This is a genomic window from Vibrio sp. YT-16 (genome assembly GCF_033337405.1).
GTDB classification, from domain to species: domain Bacteria; phylum Pseudomonadota; class Gammaproteobacteria; order Enterobacterales; family Vibrionaceae; genus Vibrio; species Vibrio alginolyticus.
The window spans coordinates 204,111-222,777 of record NZ_JAWOQQ010000004.1; the positions used below are offsets into that span (position 1 = coordinate 204,111).

Genomic DNA, 18,667 nt, shown 5'->3' on the forward strand with positions numbered 1-18,667 from the left:
ACGTTAGCAAGGAGAAAAACAGTGACAGAACAGAAAGTTGTCATTATCGATACTGGCTGTGCCAACGTTTCTTCGGTGAAGTTTGCCATTGAACGCCTAGGCTATGACGTAACGATTTCAAAAGATCCGCAAGTCGTATTATCCGCAGATAAGCTATTCCTACCGGGTGTGGGAACCGCCAGCGAAGCGATGAAGAACCTAGAAGAGCGCGATCTGATCAGCTTGGTAAAACAGGTAGAAAAGCCATTACTAGGTATCTGTTTAGGCATGCAACTGTTGGGCAAAGTGTCTCAAGAGAAAGGGCAGAAAGCCGACGAGTTGGTTGAGTGTCTTGGACTTTGTGATGGCGAAGTGAAGCTACTACAAACTGGCGATTTGCCGTTGCCGCATATGGGGTGGAACACGGTCTCTGCAAAAGCAGGTAATCCACTTTTCAAAGATATTGAAGAAGGAGAGTATTTCTACTTCGTGCACAGCTTTGCGATGCCTGTTGGGGATTACACGATTGCGGAATGTGAATACGGCAACCCGTTCACAGCAGCAGTACAAAGCGGTAACTATTACGGCGTGCAATTCCACCCTGAGCGTTCTTCAAAAGCGGGCGCGAAGCTTATTCAAAACTTCTTAGAATTATAAAAGGGATTTAGTGTGATTATTCCAGCTCTTGATTTAATTGAAGGACAGGTGGTTCGCCTTTATCAAGGTGATTACGGCCAAGTAACTGAGTACAAAGTCGACCCAGCAGAGCAGTTCAACTTGTACCACCAAGCGGGTGCTAACTGGCTGCACTTGGTGGATTTAACTGGCGCGAAAGACACGACAGCACGTCAACTTGATTTAATTGCAAAGCTACTAGCAAGCACGCCAGCGAACATCCAAATCGGTGGCGGAGTGCGCACAGAGCAAGACGTGATTGATCTGCTAGAAGCGGGGGCTCAGCGTGTTGTCGTTGGCTCAACAGCAGTAAAACAGCCAGAGCTTGTGAAAGGTTGGATGGAAAAATACGGTGCAGAGAAAATCGTTCTCGCGCTAGACATCAACATCGATCAAGACGGCACACGTAAAGTAGCGATTTCTGGTTGGCAAGAAGATTCAGGCGTGACTATCGAAGCTCTGATCAACGATTACCTGACGGTAGGTTTGCAGCACGTGCTTTGTACGGACATTTCTCGTGACGGTACGCTAGAAGGCTCAAACGTAGAGCTTTATGTCGACCTATGTAAACAGTACCCACAAGTGCAGTTTCAATCTTCAGGTGGCATTGGCTCATTAGCAGATATCGAAGCGCTAAAAGGCAGCGGTGTGGCTGGTGTGATTGTTGGTCGTGCGCTGTTAGATGGTAAATTCACAGCAGAGGAGGCATTTGCATGCTGGCAAAGCGAATAATTCCATGTCTTGATGTTCGTGATGGACAAGTGGTGAAGGGCGTCCAGTTCCGCAACCACGAAATCATTGGCGACATCGTTCCTCTGGCGCAGCGTTATGCGGAAGAAGGCGCTGACGAGCTTGTGTTCTACGATATTACCGCTTCAAGTGATGGGCGTGTCGTTGACAAAAGTTGGGTCGCTCGCGTTGCTGAAGTGATTGATATTCCCTTCTGTGTCGCTGGTGGTATTAAATCAGCGGAAGATGCAGCGCGCATTCTTGAGTTTGGTGCAGACAAAGTGTCTATTAACTCACCTGCATTGGCTAACCCGCAACTGATTACTGACCTTGCTGATAAGTTTGGTGTGCAATGTATCGTCGTTGGTATCGATTCATACTACGACAAAGAGACAGGCAAGTATCAGGTTTACCAGTTTACTGGCGATGAAGAACGCACCAAAGCAACTCAATGGGAAACACGTGATTGGGTGCAAGAAGTACAAAAGCGTGGCGCTGGTGAAATCGTACTGAACATGATGAACCAAGACGGCGTACGTAACGGTTACGATATTGAACAACTTAACATGGTGCGTGAAGTGTGTAACGTGCCATTGATTGCATCGGGTGGGGCAGGTGCTATGGAGCACTTTGCGGAAGCATACCAAAAAGCAAATGTGGATGGCGCGCTTGCCGCATCGGTATTCCACAAACAAGTCATCAATATTGGTGAACTAAAGCAGTATTTGAAACAACAAGGCATTGAGGTACGACTATGAGTGTGAAAGCCGCCGAAGTAAGTTCGCTAGTTGAGCGAATCAACTGGGAAAAGGTGGATGGTCTGGTACCTGCTATCGTACAAGATTTCCAATCAAGCCAAGTGCTGATGATGGGTTATATGAACCAAGATGCGTTGGCAAAAACGGGCGAAACAGGTCAAGTGACGTTTTTCTCTCGTACCAAGCAGCGTCTTTGGACGAAAGGTGAGACCTCCGGCAACGTATTGCAACTAGTGAACATGCAGCTCGATTGCGACAACGATACGCTACTGGTGAAAGTGAATCCCATTGGTCCTACGTGTCACTTGGGTAACACAACTTGCTGGGATGTGGACCCTCAAGAGGAGTCACAAATGGTGTGGCTTCATCAACTTGAGCAGCTATTGGCTGCCCGCAAGAGTGCCGACCCAGATTCCTCTTATACTGCCAGTCTTTATGCCCGTGGCACCAAGCGTATTTCGCAAAAAGTGGGCGAAGAAGGCGTTGAAGTCGCGCTTGCGGCGACGTCGGGCGATAAGGCGGAGTTAGTGTGTGAATCTGCAGATTTGATTTATCACTTAATGGTATTGCTTCAAGACCAAGGCTTATCGATGAATGACGTAGTGAATAAACTGAAAGAGCGTCATAAGTAAGCTTGCGATAAGTGAAAGCCCCTATGCTCTCGAGCCTAGGGGCTTTTTACTTTAGTGTTCTTGATTCGGGGCAAAAACCGGCAACAGTGCTGGTGGCGATTAGATTCTGAATCACGCTCGTCCCTAGCTGTTCAGAATGACGGTATATTTTCTAATGGTACTTGCAGTAGAGTTATTTACTTCAAATAGGTACATATATTCACGTCACTCCAACGAACCTAGGCGAAGTCAAGAATCCAATTAAATCGAGCTCAATAAGCTAGGAGTGGATGATCTTACCCACAACACTTCTTAAATTTCTTACCGCTTCCACAGATACACGGGTCGTTACGACCTACTTTTAGGCTACTCACTGGTTGGTTTAGGCGAGGATCTTGTTCTGGTTCTTCTTCTAGCTCTTCTTCTGGAAACGTGCCGTCAATGTAGTACCAAAGCCCATTTTCTTTTACAAAGCGAGAACGCTCTGTCATGCAGTAGCGTTTGCCGTCTTCGTCAAAGTAAGCGTTGAATTCAACAAAACCTTCATTCTCGTTACAACCCGCTTCAGCTTTCACTACCTCAAGCTTGCACCAATCGCTGTCGATAGATTGGGCAATGCCTTCACGTTGCTCTTCTGCATTACAGCTTGGGTGGTATGTGTTCACCACGTAATCCACTAGACCTAACACATGCGCGCTGTAACGAGAGCGCATTAGCTGCTCCGGAGTGGTGACGTCAGCGTGGTTATTGTGGGCAATTTCACAACACTGTTGGTAGGTGCGGTTAGAGCCGCAAGGACAAGAAGAAGCCATAAAATGAAATCTCGATTAATTAAGCGGTAAAAACAAACAACCCCACATAAGTGAGGTCGCAGGTATTCTTTGGGGCATTATAGCCGTTTAGGGCGTTTGAGACAGCAGTTCTTGAGCCCATTCCGTCGATTGATTAAAAGCGTCTGCTAATTGAGGTTCGGTTAATTTAAGAACGGTGCAATATCGCTCGGCTAACTCCCAGTCCGCTTGTTCGTAGGCGATCGTCATCGAAAGTAAGTGACCAAGTACGCCTTTTCGACTGGTTAATGCGAGTTTTATATCTTCGTCAACGGGGATATCTTCAATGACATCCGAGAGCGGTTGATCGAGCAAAGATCCGAGCAAAGAAAACATGCCTGTCAAAAAAGCCTGCCCAGGGTCATACCTAGTGTTCATTTGACTAAGTAGCAGTTCACACATTCGTGCACGCTGAATCGCTAAAGAGTAAAGAGAGTCAGGTTTATCTTCTTGAACGGAGGCAATTGCAACTAAGGAAATAAAGCGTCGTAGTCGCTCTTCACCCAGATAAATAAGCGCCTGTCTGAACGATTTGATCTTAGTCGTTAATGTATAGCCTGAATTTACGTAAGTAAGCAGCTTGTATGACAGCGTCACATCAATCGAAAACAGACGTTCAACCTCATTGAAGTCGATGGGCTTATCTGCAATCTCTTTACAAAGTTGGATGACGGTAAGAAACGCGGGGTTCAACCGTTTTTTCTGGATCATCTCAGGTTTGCTAAAAAAATACCCTTGAAAATAGTTAAAACCGGCTTCTAGAGCTTGCTCAAACTCTTCATAGGTCTCTACCTTTTCCGCAAGAAAGTCGATTTTAAATGGGCTCAACGCCTGAATAAAAATGGCAGCTTTCTTGATCGGCACAAGTCTAATATCAAACTTGATCATGGAAACGTATGGAAGAAAACGCTTCCAAGCTTTCGTCGGAACAAAATCATCCAGAGCAATTTTGTACCCGCACTCATGAAGGTGCTTGATGGCTTCTAACAGTTCTTCTGTCGGTTCGCAGTCTTCAAGGACTTCAATGACGAGAGATTCTTTAGGAAACAAAGTTGGGACCAAGTTCACCAAGCTTTGATGCGGAAAGTTAACAAAGCCAAGTTTGTTTCCTAATGTGTTGTAATGCGTCGACAAAAAATGATCGGATAGCAGTCGACTAGTAGCCAGCTCTGGTTCTACTTCAGGGAAGGTATTTTTAGGGCCGTCTCGAAAGAGGAGTTCGTAACCTATGGTTCGTTTTTCTCTATCCAGAATCGGTTGGCGAGCTACGTAAGAATACTTCAATTAGGTACTTCGTTCTGTTTAACTTAGTATTATGATAATAGCGATTTTTTACAAAATATCTACGACTTGAGCGTGAATCTTCTACACGCTCTACATGCTTAACGCAAATTCTGTATGAACGGTCTCGTTTGCAGGTCAAAACTATCAGAATTTACTTTTAAAACTGAGCCTTGCGTATACCAATCCCCTAAAACAATTCGGGTCTTTTTAATGCCATCGACGTCAAAAAAATGTGTGTTCGGGCGATGTGTGTGACCATGAATCATTATGTTGACGCAGTTCTGAGACATCACTTTCTCGACCTCATTTTGGTTAACGTCCATGATATCTAATGACTTGCTCATTTTATCATCACGAATATCGGATTGAACTTTTGAGACAATTTTCTTCTTAATGAACCAAGGAATACGGTTAAACAACCATTGTAGCCATGGCTTGTGAACGGTTTTTCTAAACTCTTGGTATTTCACATCGTCAATGCAGAGCGTATCGCCATGTAGGATTACGGCTTTTTGACCATAAAGATCAATCGTGCAGACATCGTCGAGTAATGTCATACCGGTTTCTTTGCAAAAGCGTTTGCCGAGTAAAAAATCTCGATTGCCTTGGATGAAAAAAGTTGGCACACCCGCATCCGTCAGTGCTTTAAATTCTGCACGGATTTGGTCTGCAAAAGGGGTGTTGTCATCGTCACCAATCCAGAACTCAAACAGATCGCCGAGTACATAAAGTGCATCAGCTTTTGTTGCTTCTGTTCGCATGAACGTCACAAAACATTCCGTGATATCAGGACGTGATGGGGTAAGGTGAAGATCGGAAATAAATAATGTCGTCATAGAAATAAGGGGAAGCTATGCCTCCCCATTAACTTATCTTTTAAAAATAATTCCTAAGAATTACTCTTCAATTGTTGTACCAGTGATTACTACGTCTTCTAGAGGTACGTCTTGGTGCATGCCGTAAGAACCAGTGCTAACGCCTTTGATCTTATTTACGATGTCCATGCCTTCGATTACTTCACCGAACACACAGTAACCCCAACCGTCTAGGCTTTCGCTACGGAAGTCTAGGAATGTGTTGTTGTTTACGTTGATGAAGAACTGAGAGCTTGCTGAATGCGGCTCCATAGTACGTGCCATAGCAAGTGTACCCACTTTGTTGCTTAGGCCGTTGTTTGCTTCGTTCTTGATAGGTGCACGAGTCGCTTTTTCACGTAGACCAGACTCCATACCACCACCTTGGATCATGAAGCCGTCAATAACACGGTGGAAAAGCGTGTTGTCGTAGAAACCGTCGCGGCAGTACTGAAGGAAGTTTGCGCTTGTCTCTGGCGCTTTCTCTTCGTTTAGTTGAATCTTGATGTCACCAAAATTAGTGTGAAGGGTGATCATGCTACTTTCCTTTACTGTGTTGTGTTGAGCCCGAGATTCTAGCCTAAGTTCTAGTGCTTTAAAAACTCAGGAAGAGGAAATTCTTCGTTTTGTGCTTGAAGTTTAGCCGATTATCGTTTTATCGGTTAATTGCTATTACCTAACTAGGTTGGAGTTGATATACTCATCTTCTTTTATTCATTCACAATCATAGATAGAGATCATGTTAAAGATATATAACACACTCACAAGACAGAAAGAGGAATTCAAACCAATTACAGCTGGCAAAGTCGGTATGTATGTCTGTGGAGTTACCATCTACGATCTCTGTCACATTGGTCACGGTCGTACTTTCGTCTCTTTTGACGTTGTATCACGTTACCTTCGCTACTTGGGCTATGATCTGACGTTTGTACGTAACATCACAGATATCGACGATAAGATCATCAAACGTGCCGCAGAAAATGGTGAGTCTTGCGATTCATTGACTGAGCGTTTGATTGGTGAAATGCACGCTGATTTTGATGCTCTGAACATGAAACGTCCGGACGTTGAACCTCGTGCGACACAGTTTATTGCTGAAATCATCGAATTGGTTGAGAAGCTAATCGAGCGCGGTTTTGCATACGTTGCAGATAACGGTGACGTAATGTTTGAAGTGGGTAAGTTCAACGAATACGGCAAGCTTTCTAAGCAAGACCTTGATCAGCTTCAAGCTGGCGCGCGCGTTGATATCGAAACAGCAAAACGCAGCCCTCTAGACTTTGTACTTTGGAAGATGTCTAAGCCGGGTGAACCAACGTGGGAGTCACCATGGGGTCCTGGTCGTCCAGGTTGGCACATTGAGTGTTCAGCAATGAACTCTTCAATCCTAGGTAACCACTTCGACATTCACGGCGGCGGTTCTGACCTTCAGTTCCCACACCATGAAAATGAAATCGCGCAATCATGCTGTGCACACGATACACAATACGTGAACACATGGATGCACAGCGGCATGGTAATGGTAGACCGTGAGAAGATGTCTAAATCTCTAGGTAACTTCTTTACTATCCGTGACGTTCTTGGTCACTACGATGCTGAAACAGTGCGTTACTTCCTAATGTCTGGTCACTACCGTAGCCAGTTAAACTACAGCGAAGATAACCTAAACCAAGCACGTGCTTCGCTTGAGCGCCTGTACACATCTCTACGTGGTTTAGACCTAAACGCGGCGCCTGCTGGTGGTGAAGAATACGTATCTCGCTTCACTGCAGCGATGAACGATGACTTCAACACACCAGAAGCGTACTCAGTTCTGTTCGACATGGCGCGCGAAGTTAACCGCCTGAAGACAGAAAACCTAGAGAAAGCGAGCGAACTCGGTGCGCTAATGCGTGAACTAGCTGACGTGATCGGTATTCTTCACCAAGATCCTGAAGCCTTCCTAAAAGGTGATGCGGGTAACGATGATGAAGTGGCTGAAATCGAAGCTCTGATCAAGCTGCGTAATGATTCTCGCGCTGCGAAAGATTGGGCGAATGCAGATATGGCTCGTGACAAGCTGACCGAAATGGGCATTGTTCTGGAAGATGGTCCAGAAGGCACAACGTGGCGTCGTAAGTAATTGAATTTTCATTTTTAAAGGGCTGATAATTCAGCCCTTTTATTTTCCATTTCCATAAATTAAAACTTTAACTTTAGGTAATGCTCTGTGGCTCAGATGTATTTCTATTACTCAGCAATGAATGCGGGTAAATCAACAACGCTTCTTCAATCCTCTTTCAACTATCAAGAACGCGGCATGACGCCAGTTATTTTTACGGCTGCGCTAGATGATCGTTTTGGTGTCGGTAAAGTGAGCTCTCGTATTGGTCTTCAATCTGACGCACATTTATTTCGTCAGGGTACCAATTTGTATCAGGAGATCGCAGCTCTGAATGAGGTTGAAAAACGTCACTGTATTCTTGTTGATGAGTGTCAGTTCTTGTCGAAAGAACAAGTTTATCAACTTACTGAAGTTGTTGATAAGTTGCATATTCCAGTATTGTGTTACGGCCTTCGCACCGATTTTCTAGGCGAACTTTTTGAAGGCAGTAAGTATCTATTATCTTGGGCAGACAAGCTGGTTGAGCTCAAAACAATCTGCCATTGCGGCCGCAAAGCGAATATGGTTATTCGTACCGATGAACACGGCGTGGCAATTAAAGAAGGCGATCAAGTTGCGATCGGCGGTAACGATAAGTATGTCTCCGTATGCCGCCAACATTACAAAGAAGCGCTCGGTAAATAAGCCGTATTGATACATAAAAGCCACCGAACTTGGTGGCTTTTTGTTGTCGGTTAGAAAAAGTTAGACTAAGTCAAAACCAAACCGCTCGAGTAAAACCTGGTAAGAAGATTCGACTTGCTGAGGGATGTTCTGCTCGGTTTGAAATCCTTTCTCTGGATAGCTTTTTACGCGAGAGAAATCTTCCATTAGTGCTTCTAGCACCATCATTAATGGCATGTCTTCATTAATGTATTCAAAAAATGGAAGAGCCGCAGAGCTTACTTGGAGCTGAGTGTAGGGTGACTGCCACTGTTTTTCAAATGTCGCGATTGCTCTACGCTCCATAAACGGTTTTTGTACCAGAATAAACGAGGAACATTGTTTTCCTTCCTCTTTTAATCGTTGCTCAGTAAAGCGGACGTTTTCTCCGCTGTTTGTGGATTTAGTCTCGAGCAAAATTGCTTTGCTTGGAACGCCCGACAACTTTGCAATCTCGGCAAAGGTTTCTGCTTCGCTTTTTTCAAACAGTCCATCTGTGAAGCGACCTTCACCCCCTGAAAATACAATCAAAGGTGCCAACTTTTGGTGGTAGAGCTTGGCAGCGTGCTCCGCTACACGCACATCATTACTGCACATCACAAACAAACAGTCCGCAGGCTTCAGTTCATGTTTAAGTTGCATGTAATCCCAAAGCGTTTCTATATGTCTATAGAGTCTCATAGCGCATCCAAAGTTGAATTGAAGTGAAATCGATAACCAAGTGAGAGTAGTTTGTCAGCAAGAATACGCTTGTCAGCTTGCTCTGTGACGGGTGGAAGAGGTATCTCACTTCCGATTTTGTTTATGGCAGCTTGGTAGAACTCAGCCTTGCTGACAGTATGAGGTGTCGTAACATTAATGACTTGGTTGCTTAAATTGCCTAAGGCAAATTTCGCAGCCGAGACAGCATCATCTTGATGAAGCATATTAGCTGGTGCTTTACGACTAACTTGTTGAAGCCTTGCTGCAAAGCGAGATGGGTGTCTATCTGGCCCGATTAATCCGCTACAACGTAGAATAACAAAGCTAATATTCGAGTCGATAACATGCTGCTCTGCTTGAAGCATAATACGTGCATTGTCAGAGAAATAAGGGCTTTCGGCTGCTAAAGAGATTGACGCGTCAGCTTCTTCCATATCGGAAGCAAGGTTAGGGTAAACCGTTGTAGAGCTGATCATGAGAAGTTTTTCAACGTTGTTTTGCTTAGCTGCGTTGGCAAGTATTTGCCATTGCTGTGCATATTCTTGACCGCGTCCTTTACGAAATCCTGGAGGAAAAGCACCGATAACGTGCGTAATTTGATGCTGTTTGAGCAGCTCATCTAGCCGTGCTGTGGCGTTCAATTGATTGAAATCGAACAATGCGGAGTGAGTTAATGAGGTGGGTAACTCTTTTAATCGAGTTTGGCTACGACGAGTGACAACAACATAGTGTCCATCTTTCATCAATGTTTCTGCTAGCGGAGTTCCGAGCCAGCCTGCACCTACGATCAATGTATTTGCCATTTGGGTCTTCCTACTTACTTATGTCTGCCCGAATAGGTTGAGCAGTTCTGCTTTGGCTTGTTGATGGAGGGGATCTGAATGCCATTTCTGGTGCTGAATAAGGTCAACATTGACTTGCCAAGCCAGTTTTGTGAAATCATCCCCAACTTTTTTTAATGTATTAGGTGAATACGCGACTAAATGCTGTGGTAGAAAGCACCAACCAAACCCTTTATTCGCCAATTCCAACAAAATATAGTAGTTATCAGCGTACCAGATATCTGGGCTAAATGCTTGATTGAGACCACATGGCTCTGCACTTTTGGATCGTATGACCAATTGACGATGTTGTTTTAGTTGATCAATGTGAGTGATTTGCTGCTTTGCTAAAGGATGTGTTGAAGAGACATAGACATCAAATGCAATATTGCCAAGATTGGTGAAATCGATGTGCCTTGGCATTTGTAAATCACTCAAAATAATCCCAGTCGTGGCGCGTTCCGACTTAACCAATTCAATGATATCAGGGCTTGATGCCGTTAAGCATTCAACTTGTAAGTGTGGAAAGCGTTGCTCTAACTTCTTTAGCACATCCGGCAAGCGAGTCAGAGGAATCCCTTCATCAATAGCTAAGACTAATTTGTTCGTTGGCGTGGAAAAGAGCTGCGATGCCCTATTGTTTAGGCGGTCGAGTTGGCTGATTGTTGCTTGTGCATAAGGTACGAGCGCGAGGCCATTCTCAGTTAATTTAGGGTACCTGCCTGATCGATCAAAAAGCTCAACGCCACAGTCGATCTCCATATTCATGATGTGCTGGCTCACTACAGATTGAGCTCGCCCCAGTTTTCTAGCTGCTCCTGAAAATGATCCTGCTTCTGATGTAGCAATAAAAGCTTGCAGTTGTTCGATGGTAAACATATCGCTTAAACCGATGGTATCTAACTTTTGGTTATCTAAATAATAGATAAAATTCTAAGCATTGAGTAGAACTATTTGGACAGAGAAATATGACTCGTAACGAACGAATTTTTCATGCAGTACTTTTTGAGTTAATCGCACTCGCGATTATTGTACCAGCGGCTTCATTGATCACTGGAAAGGGCTCTAGTGATCTTGCGTTGGTTGGGGTCGGGTTGAGCATGTATACCGTGATATGGAACTACATCTACAACTTGTACTTTGATAAGTGGTTTGGTGGCAATCGAGCTGAGCGAAGTTTAGCGATGCGGCTTGGACACACTGTTGGTTTCGAGGGAGGATTGATCTTTATCTCTCTACCTGTGATTGCCTGGTTCTTAGAAATTACGCTTCTTCAAGCTCTGATGCTGGAAGCCGGCTTCCTCGTTTTCTTCCTATTTTATGCTACTGGTTTTAACTGGTTGTATGACAAGGTTCAACCATTTAGCAAAATGAAAAAGCGATTATTGCCGCAGGCATCGACAGGAAAAATATAGGACTAAAAAACGCCACCGAGTTCGGTGGCGTTTTTTGTTCAAATTACACAGACAAAACTCTTAAAATCTTATCTGCATGTTCTGCAACTTCAATGCCTTCGTCTGTTAGATAACCACCGTCAGGCTGTGTACAAAGTTGCTTCTCATATAGACGAGCAACGGCTGCCTGCATTTCTTCTGACGCGTCTGTATGAACTTTAATACCAGTTGCAGCACTACTTAGGTCGAACTGAAGAAGTAGATTCAATTCGGCGATATGTTCAGCTGAATATTTCATAAATGATTCCTTTGCGCTTTTTTTACCAAGCTAGTCTGAAAAGTAGCGTTGGGCAACATTCAACGACAAGAAGTGTTAAGTATGGCGCTATCAGGCTGATATAACGCAGGATCTTTGTTCGAAAGGCCGAATACTTGTTAAGTATCAATGATACTTACGGTAGCGAATGATAGGCGCTATTTATTGCTTGATCTCCCAATAACAACGATTTTAGTAAACACGCCAAATAGCACTTGAAAAAATAGCGAAATAGAGCGATTATCCGCGCCTCTTTAAATGTTTCTAAATGTTACACCAGAATGAACTTTAATCAGTTTGACTCACTATTACCGCCACAAGCTGCGGAACGCGCGGCTGAAGTGGGGGTAGGCAAAGCAACGAAAGCTCCAATCAAATCTTTTCTGCTCGCCATTTCTGCGGGGCTTCATATTGGTATTGCTTTCATCTTCTATACCACAGTAACGACAGGCGCAGGCGAGCTGCCTTGGGGCATTACACGACTCATTGGTGGTCTGGCATTTAGCCTTGGTTTGATTTTGGTGGTGGTTACTGGCGGCGAGCTTTTCACTAGCTCTGTGCTAACACTAGTTGCGCGTGCGAGTGGAAAAATCTCTTGGCAAGCACTTATCAAAAACTGGTTGGTGGTTTACTTTGGCAATATGGTTGGGGCCATTTTGCTCGTGGCCTGTATGCTAGTTACCAAGCAATATATGTTTGATCATGGCCAAGTTGGTCTTAACGCGATGGCGATCTCCCAACACAAATTACATCATGGTTTCTTTGCTGCTGTTGCGCTTGGCATTATGTGTAACGTATTAGTTTGTATTGCAGTTTGGATGACGTTTAGTGGGCGAACATTGACAGATAAAATAGCGGTCATGATTTTGCCTGTGGCTATGTTCGTGTCGGCAGGTTTTGAGCACTGTATTGCGAACATGTTCCAAGTACCTATGGCGATTGGTATTAAGTACTTTGCGCCAGAAGCGTTTTGGCAAATGACAGGGGCAGATATTGCAAACTACGCGGACTTAAACATGATGGGGTTCATCGTAAACAACCTAATTCCTGTTACGATAGGAAACATTATTGGTGGTGGCGTATTTGTTGGCATGTGGTATTGGATGATTTATCTACGCGATGAAGATAACCATTTGCGATAAGTTTAGAAGATCACAAGAAAGGCGAACCAGATGGTTCGCCTTTCTTTTTATTTGTCTCTGCAAATGTCAAATAAGTCGAGTCATGCTAAATCAACTCTTCGTTGATGCCAAAATCGGTTGGGAGCCAATGAGAAGTTACTTCCTTTGGTTCTTGAACGAGCCAATCCAGAGGTGCATCGGACAGGAGTTCATCGTAATTTTCTTTGATCATTAAGACATCCATGTACGTCTCTCCAAGTTTGTGGTCACTGCCTTTACTATAAAATTAGAACATGTCAGTCACGTGATCAATGCATGACGATTCGATTGATCACTTATGTTGCTATGTTTCTGGTTGCGTATGGGTTTTGGGGGCTTATCCACATTTTCTGTGGATAACCTGTATCAAAGGTCGTGCGTATCTAAACTTGCAAAGAAAATTTCATAAAATTAGAGGCTTATATCAAAAAGAATTCTGCCTGACTTTTCATCTGAAAGCGTCTTGATGAGTGCTCGAAGAATAGTTGAGTTATTCAGTTATAAGTACGTTCGACTTGGCAACATGAGTTGTTTAACGGGCTTTACCCACAAGCGCCAACTAACCGTGAGTTTTGGTCGATTCGGGTTGCTCGATTTTTATCTTGATTCGGCCTTCTTTGGTTTGTACCCAGCGCAATGTCATTTCTAACGTTATGGTTACGGAGGCACTCAACATGACGAAAATAGCCAGCATAATTACTAACTGGTATTTAATCGCAACCATCGGGCTCGCGCCACCTAGAATTTGACCGGTCATCATACCCGGTAAGGTAACCAGCCCTGTAGTGGCCATAGAAGCTAAAGTCGGGGCAAGGGACTTTCTAAGAGCATCCTGAATGAAGGGGAAGGATGCGTAGCGAGGAGAGGCTCCAAGTGAGATTGCAGCCTCATATTCTGCTTGTCTCTGCTCAAAAGCCGTAAACAAATTCTGAAGAGCGATGATATTACTACTCAAGCTGTTACCCAATAACATACCAGCAAGTGGGATCATGTACTGCGCATTGTAAATAGGGGATGGTTGCACTAAGCCTGCTGTAATTGCTATCAGAAGTGGTATTAGACCACAGGTAAGGCCCGTTAGTAGCGGAAGCATAAGTGGCTTTTTAGGTAAGCGAGCTTTTCCCGCAATTGAGCTGGCACCAATCAGTAGCATGATGGCAAGCCAAAGTATATTGACAAGTAAGCTGTTTAATTGAAAAAGATATTCTAAATACACGCCAATCAATATGAGCTGAAGTGTCATTCGGATAACACTGATTATGGTGTCTTTTGCTATCCCTAATTTGTAGCGGGCATTGATAAAGAAGGGGACCAATAAAATCAAACCAAACAGTGCCAGTTTGACCCAGCTTATATCCACCACGTTATCCATAATCGCTCCTTGAAAATACGCGAATAATTGTATCTAAGCCTCCCCTTTATATGAACCACTATGTGCACTTTTTGCTGTTCTTAAAGTAAACCTTGAGTGCTATTTTAGACATTAATACGCAGCATTCTGTTTACAAGTGGTTATCTTTTTCGGAGTTTTTAAGTCGATTTATGGCATGGTAATTACGATTTAAATGTGATCGATGTTTATTAAATGTTGGTTATTTAACAACTCCTTAAAAGACTTATTTTGTCACATCTGTTCATGTTTTTTAATAAATAACATCAATCCATCATATCTCTGGATGAGCTCAAAAAAGTGTTGAATTACAAGGTCTGAGGTCGCTTATTTGATTGAACCCTACTATTAGTATGGTCTAACATTTTCCATTAGAGATTGTAAAAAACTTAAGCTTGGTTACGCGGGCTTTTCAATAACACTAGATACAAAATAGGCAAATGTATGAGTGATGTTAATAAAATTGAGAGTGGTGAAAAACGCTCCCTGGAGTGGAAGTCGTTCCTCTTCATTGCAGTTGTTCTCTTCCCAATTCTGAGTGTGGCCTTTGTTGGCGGCTACGGGTTCATCGTTTGGATGTTGCAAGTCTTCTTCTTTGGGCCTCCAGGCGCGCACGGCATGTAAGCCAGTAAGCTCATAACCACACTTTTGAAAAGATTTTAAGAGAGCAAATAATGAAATCATTAATCATTAAACTGTGGCGTACCATGACGCGCCCAGCTGTACATATCAGCCTAGGTGTGCTGACTATGGGCGGCTTTATTGCTGGTGTTATCTTTTGGGGTGGCTTTAACACCGCTCTAGAAGCAACCAACACAGAAGAATTCTGTATTAGTTGTCACACAATGCGTGACAACGTGTACGTTGAGCTACAAGAAACGGTGCACTGGAAAAACCACTCTGGTGTTCGTGCTACCTGTCCTGATTGTCACGTTCCACATAACTGGACAGATAAGATCGCTCGTAAGATGCAAGCTTCTAAAGAAGTATTTGCACAAGTATTTGGCAACTACGACGAACCGGGTGTGTTCGAAGAGCGTCGTATCGAACTTGCTAAACACGAATGGGATCGTTTCTCGGCAAACAAATCTCTGGAGTGTAAAAACTGTCACAACTACGAATCGATGGATTTCGAGCAAATGTCTCCTACGGCTCGTATCCAAATGAAGCAAGCCGCTGAGAAAGATCAAAGCTGTGTTGACTGTCACAAGGGTATTGCGCACAACCTACCAGCAGGCATGGACAGCATTGGCGGTATCGTGGGTGATCTAGAGGGTATGACTTCTAACACTGATTACGGCGTTGGTCAGCAACTCGTGAGCGTTCGTCACCTACCAATTTACTTTGATGCGCAAGGCAGTAAAGAAGCTGGTCTTCTTAATCCTGCATCGACCGTTAAAGTTCTTGAAGACAAAGGCGAGTTTGTTGAGATCGAAATTGACGGTTGGCGCAAAGCAAAAGGTTTTGGTCGTGTAATTCAAGAAGACTTCGGTAAGAACATTGCGACTGCGTCTCTGATGAAAGAAGCAGCAACAGACAGCAACATTGTGACGACTGGTGAGAAAAAAGTGGATGAGTTAACAGGCCTTCCTTGGGAAAAAGTAGCGGCGAAAGTATGGATTAAGAAAGAGTCTATGCTGAACGACATCAATCCTGTTTGGGAAAAATCTCGTGAAGCCTACAAGACCAATTGTTCTGTATGTCACACTCAACCTGCGGAAGCGCACTTCGACGCGAACACCTGGCCAGGTATGTTCGACGGTATGTTGGCGTTCGTTAACCTAGATACAGACAGTGAAGCACTGATCTTGAAGTATCTACAGAAACACTCTTCAGATTATGCTGAAGGTCACCACTAATAAGCGTCGGATTGGAGTAATTTTAAATGGCTATTACACGAAGAAGTTTTCTTAAAGGTGTAGCAACCACAAGTGCAGCGTCAGTAATTGGTCCTAGCTTATTGGCGTCCGCCTCTGCAAATGCCGTTGAGACGACAGGTACTTGGAAAGTAACCGGTTCTCATTGGGGCGCGTTCCGCGCCCACATCTACGCGGGTAAAGTTCAAGAGATCAAGCCGCTAGAGCTAGACAAAAACCCAACAGAAATGTTGAACGGCATTAAGGGTATTATCTACAGCCCTTCACGTGTTCGTTACCCAATGGTTCGTCTAGATTGGTTGAAGAAACATAAATACAGCGCGGATACTCGCGGTAACAACCGTTTCATCCGAGTAACTTGGGATGAAGCGCTAGACTTGTTCTACCGTGAGCTAGAACGTATTCAAAAAGACTACGGCCCATGGGCGCTGCATGCAGGTCAAACAGGTTGGAACCAAACGGGTTCATTTAACAACTGTACTGCGCACATGCAACGTGCAGTAGGTATGCATGGCAACTTCATCACTAAAGTAGGTGACTACTCGACGGGTGCAGGTCAAACCATTATGCCGTACGTGCTAGGTTCAACCGAAGTGTACGCACAAGGTACGTCTTGGTCTGAGATCCTAGAAAACTCTGACAACATCGTTCTTTGGGCTAACGACCCAGTGAAAAACCTTCAAGTAGGTTGGAACTGTGAAACGCATGAGTCGTTTAAGTACCTTGCACAACTAAAAGAAAAAGTGGCGAAAGGTGAGATCAACGTTCTATCTGTAGACCCAGTGAAGAACAAAACTCAGCGCTACTTAGAGAACGATCACTTGTACATCAACCCGCTGACAGACGTAGCGTTCATGCTCGCTGTGGCACACGTGTTGTACAACGAAAACCTGTACGATAAGAAATTCATTGATACTTACTGTCTCGGCTTTGAAGAGTTCATTCAATACGTTCAAGGTAAGACAAAAGACAAAGTAGAGAAGACGCCTGAATGGGCAGCAGCGATTTGTGGTGTGAAAGCGGACAAGATCCGTGAATTCGCACGCATGCTAGTCAGCGGTCGTACACAGATCCTGATGGGTTGGTGTATCCAGCGTCAAGAGCACGGTGAGCAGCCATACTGGGCAGCGGCTGTGGTTGCTGCAATGGTTGGTCAAATCGGTCTACCTGGCGGTGGTATCTCTTACGGTCACCATTACTCAAGTATCGGTGTGCCTTCTACTGGTTTCGCGGGCCCTGGTGGTTTCCCTCGTAACCTTGACCAAGGTATGAAACCGAAGTGGGACAACAACGACTTTAACGGTTACAGTCGTACTATCCCAGTTGCACGTTGGATCGACTGTCTGCTAGAACCTGGCAAAGAGATCAACTACAACGGCGGTAAAGTGAAACTGCCAGACTTCAAGATGATGGTTATCTCGGGTTGTAACCCATGGCACCACCATCAAGATCGTAACCGCATGAAGAAAGCGTTCCGCAAACTTCAAACGGTTGTAACGATCGAGTTTGCTTGGACTGCGACATGTCGTTTCTCAGATATCGTTCTACCGGCGTGTACGCAATGGGAACGTAACGACATCGACGTATACGGTTCATACTCGAACAAAGGTCTGATTGCGATGCATCGCCTCGTTGATCCATTGTTCCAATCTAAGCCTGATTTCCAAATCATGAGTGAACTCACTCAGCGTTTTGGTCGCCGCGAAGAATACACTCGTGGTATGAGCGAGATGGAATGGATCGAAAGCCTTTACAACGATTGTAAAAAAGCGAACGAAGGTAAGTTTGAAATGCCAGAATTCAACGAGTTCTGGGAGAAGAGCGTACTAGACTTCGGTGAAGGTAAACCTTGGATTCGTCATGCGGACTTCCGTAAAGACCCTGAGCTGAATCCACTAGGTACGCCGTCTGGCTTCATCGAGATCACGTCTCGTAAGATCGGCCGTTACGGTTACGAACACTGTCAAGAGCACCCAATGTGGTTCGAAAAATCAGAGCGTTCACACGGTGGTCCTGGTTCAGATAAATACCCATTCTGGTTGCAGTCTTGCCACCCTGATAAGCGTCTTCACTCTCAGATGTGTGAGTCTGAAGAGTTCCGCGCGACTTACGCGGTACAAGGTCGTGAGCCGGTTTACATCAACCCAGCGGATGCCAAAGCAAAAGGCATCAAAGATGGTGATTTGGTACGTGTATTCAACGGTCGTGGTCAGCTGTTAGCTGGTGCTGTTTTGACTGACAGCTACCCACGTGGCGTTATTCGTATCGAAGAAGGTGCATGGTACGGTCCTCTAAACGAGAAAGAGGGCGCAATCTGTACCTACGGTGATCCTAACACGCTAACGCAAGACATCGGTTCTTCTGAGCTTGCACAGGCGACTTCTGCGAACACATGTATCGTAGACTTCGAGAAGTTCACAGGTAAAGTGCCGCCAGTCACTTCATTTGGTGGTCCGATCGAAGTTGCTTAATTAGTGCAGT

21 protein-coding genes are annotated in these 18,667 nt (G+C 44.5%); 11 read left to right on the forward strand and 10 right to left on the reverse strand.

All coding sequences use genetic code 11. The features are described from left to right. Nucleotides 1-21 precede the first annotated feature (21 nt). Genes hisH through hisIE form a run of 4 tightly spaced genes read left to right on the forward strand, consistent with a single transcriptional unit; the run spans nt 22 to nt 2,773 of the window. Complete coding sequence (hisH, locus tag R7F07_RS09325) at nt 22-636, forward strand: imidazole glycerol phosphate synthase subunit HisH (protein ID WP_017821716.1); 615 nt, start codon at nt 22-24, stop codon at nt 634-636. Nucleotides 637-648: 12 nt separating this feature from the next. Then, the gene (gene hisA, locus R7F07_RS09330; protein WP_005390889.1) at nt 649-1,386 is read left to right on the forward strand and encodes a 1-(5-phosphoribosyl)-5-[(5-phosphoribosylamino)methylideneamino]imidazole-4-carboxamide isomerase; all 738 of its coding nucleotides are present in this window, start codon (nt 649-651) and stop codon (nt 1,384-1,386) included. Beyond that, nucleotides 1,368-2,141, forward strand: a complete 774-nt coding sequence (gene hisF / locus R7F07_RS09335) for an imidazole glycerol phosphate synthase subunit HisF (protein ID WP_004749837.1) — start codon at nt 1,368-1,370, stop codon at nt 2,139-2,141. The genes hisA and hisF overlap by 19 nt, the downstream gene beginning before the upstream one ends. Next, entirely contained in the window at nt 2,138-2,773 is a 636-nt protein-coding gene (gene hisIE / locus R7F07_RS09340) for a bifunctional phosphoribosyl-AMP cyclohydrolase/phosphoribosyl-ATP diphosphatase HisIE (RefSeq protein ID WP_005378160.1), read from the forward strand. The genes hisF and hisIE overlap by 4 nt, the downstream gene beginning before the upstream one ends. Nucleotides 2,774-3,048: 275 nt before the next feature. Here hisIE and R7F07_RS09345 read toward each other — a convergent pair whose 3' ends face one another. The 4 genes from R7F07_RS09345 to R7F07_RS09360 form a co-directional block, all read right to left on the reverse strand. Beyond that, nucleotides 3,049-3,564 (reverse strand): YchJ family protein, encoded by a 516-nt coding sequence (locus R7F07_RS09345; RefSeq protein WP_005378159.1) that lies wholly within the window; start codon nt 3,562-3,564, stop codon nt 3,049-3,051. Between the two features lie 87 nt (nt 3,565-3,651). Further along, on the reverse strand, nt 3,652-4,866 hold the full coding sequence (locus R7F07_RS09350; protein WP_005378158.1) for an EAL and HDOD domain-containing protein: 1,215 nt from the start codon (nt 4,864-4,866) through the stop codon (nt 3,652-3,654). A 98-nt stretch (nt 4,867-4,964) separates the two neighbouring features. Beyond that, nucleotides 4,965-5,702 carry a UDP-2,3-diacylglucosamine diphosphatase gene (gene lpxH / locus R7F07_RS09355; protein ID WP_005378157.1) on the reverse strand — a complete coding sequence of 246 codons (738 nt, stop codon included), beginning with the start codon at nt 5,700-5,702 and terminating at the stop codon, nt 4,965-4,967. A gap of 60 nt (nt 5,703-5,762) precedes the next feature. Then, entirely contained in the window at nt 5,763-6,257 is a 495-nt protein-coding gene (locus R7F07_RS09360; RefSeq protein WP_005378156.1) for a peptidylprolyl isomerase, read from the reverse strand. A gap of 202 nt (nt 6,258-6,459) precedes the next feature. Here R7F07_RS09360 and cysS point away from each other — a divergent pair, with 202 nt between their 5' ends. Next, nucleotides 6,460-7,842, forward strand: a complete 1,383-nt coding sequence (gene cysS / locus R7F07_RS09365) for a cysteine--tRNA ligase (RefSeq protein ID WP_005378155.1) — start codon at nt 6,460-6,462, stop codon at nt 7,840-7,842. 87 nt (nt 7,843-7,929) lie between these two features. Then, nucleotides 7,930-8,508, forward strand: a complete 579-nt coding sequence (locus R7F07_RS09370) for a thymidine kinase (protein ID WP_132936565.1) — start codon at nt 7,930-7,932, stop codon at nt 8,506-8,508. A 60-nt stretch (nt 8,509-8,568) separates the two neighbouring features. On the opposite strand, the gene R7F07_RS09375 is transcribed toward R7F07_RS09370, so the two are convergent. The 3 genes from R7F07_RS09375 to R7F07_RS09385 are packed head-to-tail and all read right to left on the reverse strand — an operon-like array spanning nt 8,569 to nt 10,928. Then, nucleotides 8,569-9,207, reverse strand: coding sequence for a YdcF family protein (locus R7F07_RS09375; protein ID WP_017821723.1), 639 nt, complete (start codon nt 9,205-9,207; stop codon nt 8,569-8,571). After that, entirely contained in the window at nt 9,204-10,031 is an 828-nt protein-coding gene (locus tag R7F07_RS09380) for an NAD-dependent epimerase/dehydratase family protein (RefSeq protein ID WP_017634682.1), read from the reverse strand. The genes R7F07_RS09375 and R7F07_RS09380 overlap by 4 nt, the downstream gene beginning before the upstream one ends. 18 nt (nt 10,032-10,049) lie before the next feature. Further along, a complete protein-coding gene (locus R7F07_RS09385) occupies nt 10,050-10,928 on the reverse strand; it encodes a LysR family transcriptional regulator (protein ID WP_005378151.1) in 879 nt (292 codons plus the stop codon). 89 nt (nt 10,929-11,017) lie between these two features. Here R7F07_RS09385 and R7F07_RS09390 point away from each other — a divergent pair, with 89 nt between their 5' ends. Next, a complete protein-coding gene (locus R7F07_RS09390; protein ID WP_005378150.1) occupies nt 11,018-11,464 on the forward strand; it encodes a PACE efflux transporter in 447 nt (148 codons plus the stop codon). Nucleotides 11,465-11,507: 43 nt separating this feature from the next. On the opposite strand, the gene R7F07_RS09395 is transcribed toward R7F07_RS09390, so the two are convergent. Continuing rightward, nucleotides 11,508-11,741 (reverse strand): TIGR02647 family protein, encoded by a 234-nt coding sequence (locus tag R7F07_RS09395; protein ID WP_005378148.1) that lies wholly within the window; start codon nt 11,739-11,741, stop codon nt 11,508-11,510. Between the two features lie 299 nt (nt 11,742-12,040). Between R7F07_RS09395 and focA the strand changes: the two genes are divergently transcribed. Then, a complete protein-coding gene (gene focA / locus R7F07_RS09400; protein ID WP_005378146.1) occupies nt 12,041-12,901 on the forward strand; it encodes a formate transporter FocA in 861 nt (286 codons plus the stop codon). A gap of 85 nt (nt 12,902-12,986) precedes the next feature. On the opposite strand, the gene R7F07_RS09405 is transcribed toward focA, so the two are convergent. Together R7F07_RS09405 and R7F07_RS09410 are read right to left on the reverse strand one after the other, a co-directional pair. Then, entirely contained in the window at nt 12,987-13,124 is a 138-nt protein-coding gene (locus R7F07_RS09405; protein ID WP_005378145.1) for a hypothetical protein, read from the reverse strand. Nucleotides 13,125-13,478: 354 nt separating this feature from the next. Beyond that, complete coding sequence (locus tag R7F07_RS09410; protein ID WP_054574026.1) at nt 13,479-14,291, reverse strand: ABC transporter permease; 813 nt, start codon at nt 14,289-14,291, stop codon at nt 13,479-13,481. A 462-nt stretch (nt 14,292-14,753) separates the two neighbouring features. Between R7F07_RS09410 and torE the strand changes: the two genes are divergently transcribed. From torE to torA, 3 genes are read left to right on the forward strand one after another with little or no spacing between them, the layout of a single operon-like run. Continuing rightward, nucleotides 14,754-14,933: a trimethylamine N-oxide reductase system protein TorE gene (torE, locus tag R7F07_RS09415; protein ID WP_005378141.1), complete on the forward strand. Its 180-nt coding sequence runs from the start codon at nt 14,754-14,756 to the stop codon at nt 14,931-14,933. Nucleotides 14,934-14,983: 50 nt separating this feature from the next. Further along, nucleotides 14,984-16,168, forward strand: a complete 1,185-nt coding sequence (gene torC / locus R7F07_RS09420) for a pentaheme c-type cytochrome TorC (RefSeq protein WP_005378139.1) — start codon at nt 14,984-14,986, stop codon at nt 16,166-16,168. Nucleotides 16,169-16,194: 26 nt separating this feature from the next. Then, nucleotides 16,195-18,657, forward strand: a complete 2,463-nt coding sequence (torA, locus tag R7F07_RS09425) for a trimethylamine-N-oxide reductase TorA (protein ID WP_318110487.1) — start codon at nt 16,195-16,197, stop codon at nt 18,655-18,657. The last annotated feature ends 10 nt before the right edge of the window (nt 18,658-18,667 follow it).

Bases quoted from the DNA above. Each gene is read 5' to 3' on its own strand.
- hisF (WP_004749837.1), top strand. From the start codon at position 1,368: ATGCTGGCAAAGCGAATAATTCCATGTCTTGATGTTCGTGATGGACAA.
- hisIE (WP_005378160.1), top strand. From the start codon at position 2,138: ATGAGTGTGAAAGCCGCCGAAGTAAGTTCGCTAGTTGAGCGAATCAAC.
- R7F07_RS09345 (WP_005378159.1), bottom strand. From the start codon at position 3,564: ATGGCTTCTTCTTGTCCTTGCGGCTCTAACCGCACCTACCAACAGTGT.
- lpxH (WP_005378157.1), bottom strand. From the start codon at position 5,702: ATGACGACATTATTTATTTCCGATCTTCACCTTACCCCATCACGTCCT.
- R7F07_RS09360 (WP_005378156.1), bottom strand. From the start codon at position 6,257: ATGATCACCCTTCACACTAATTTTGGTGACATCAAGATTCAACTAAAC.
- cysS (WP_005378155.1), top strand. From the start codon at position 6,460: ATGTTAAAGATATATAACACACTCACAAGACAGAAAGAGGAATTCAAA.
- R7F07_RS09375 (WP_017821723.1), bottom strand. From the start codon at position 9,207: ATGAGACTCTATAGACATATAGAAACGCTTTGGGATTACATGCAACTT.
- R7F07_RS09380 (WP_017634682.1), bottom strand. From the start codon at position 10,031: ATGGCAAATACATTGATCGTAGGTGCAGGCTGGCTCGGAACTCCGCTA.
- R7F07_RS09385 (WP_005378151.1), bottom strand. From the start codon at position 10,928: ATGTTTACCATCGAACAACTGCAAGCTTTTATTGCTACATCAGAAGCA.
- R7F07_RS09390 (WP_005378150.1), top strand. From the start codon at position 11,018: ATGACTCGTAACGAACGAATTTTTCATGCAGTACTTTTTGAGTTAATC.
- R7F07_RS09395 (WP_005378148.1), bottom strand. From the start codon at position 11,741: ATGAAATATTCAGCTGAACATATCGCCGAATTGAATCTACTTCTTCAG.
- focA (WP_005378146.1), top strand. From the start codon at position 12,041: ATGAACTTTAATCAGTTTGACTCACTATTACCGCCACAAGCTGCGGAA.
- R7F07_RS09405 (WP_005378145.1), bottom strand. From the start codon at position 13,124: ATGGATGTCTTAATGATCAAAGAAAATTACGATGAACTCCTGTCCGAT.
- R7F07_RS09410 (WP_054574026.1), bottom strand. From the start codon at position 14,291: ATGGATAACGTGGTGGATATAAGCTGGGTCAAACTGGCACTGTTTGGT.
- torE (WP_005378141.1), top strand. From the start codon at position 14,754: ATGAGTGATGTTAATAAAATTGAGAGTGGTGAAAAACGCTCCCTGGAG.
- torC (WP_005378139.1), top strand. From the start codon at position 14,984: ATGAAATCATTAATCATTAAACTGTGGCGTACCATGACGCGCCCAGCT.
- torA (WP_318110487.1), top strand. From the start codon at position 16,195: ATGGCTATTACACGAAGAAGTTTTCTTAAAGGTGTAGCAACCACAAGT.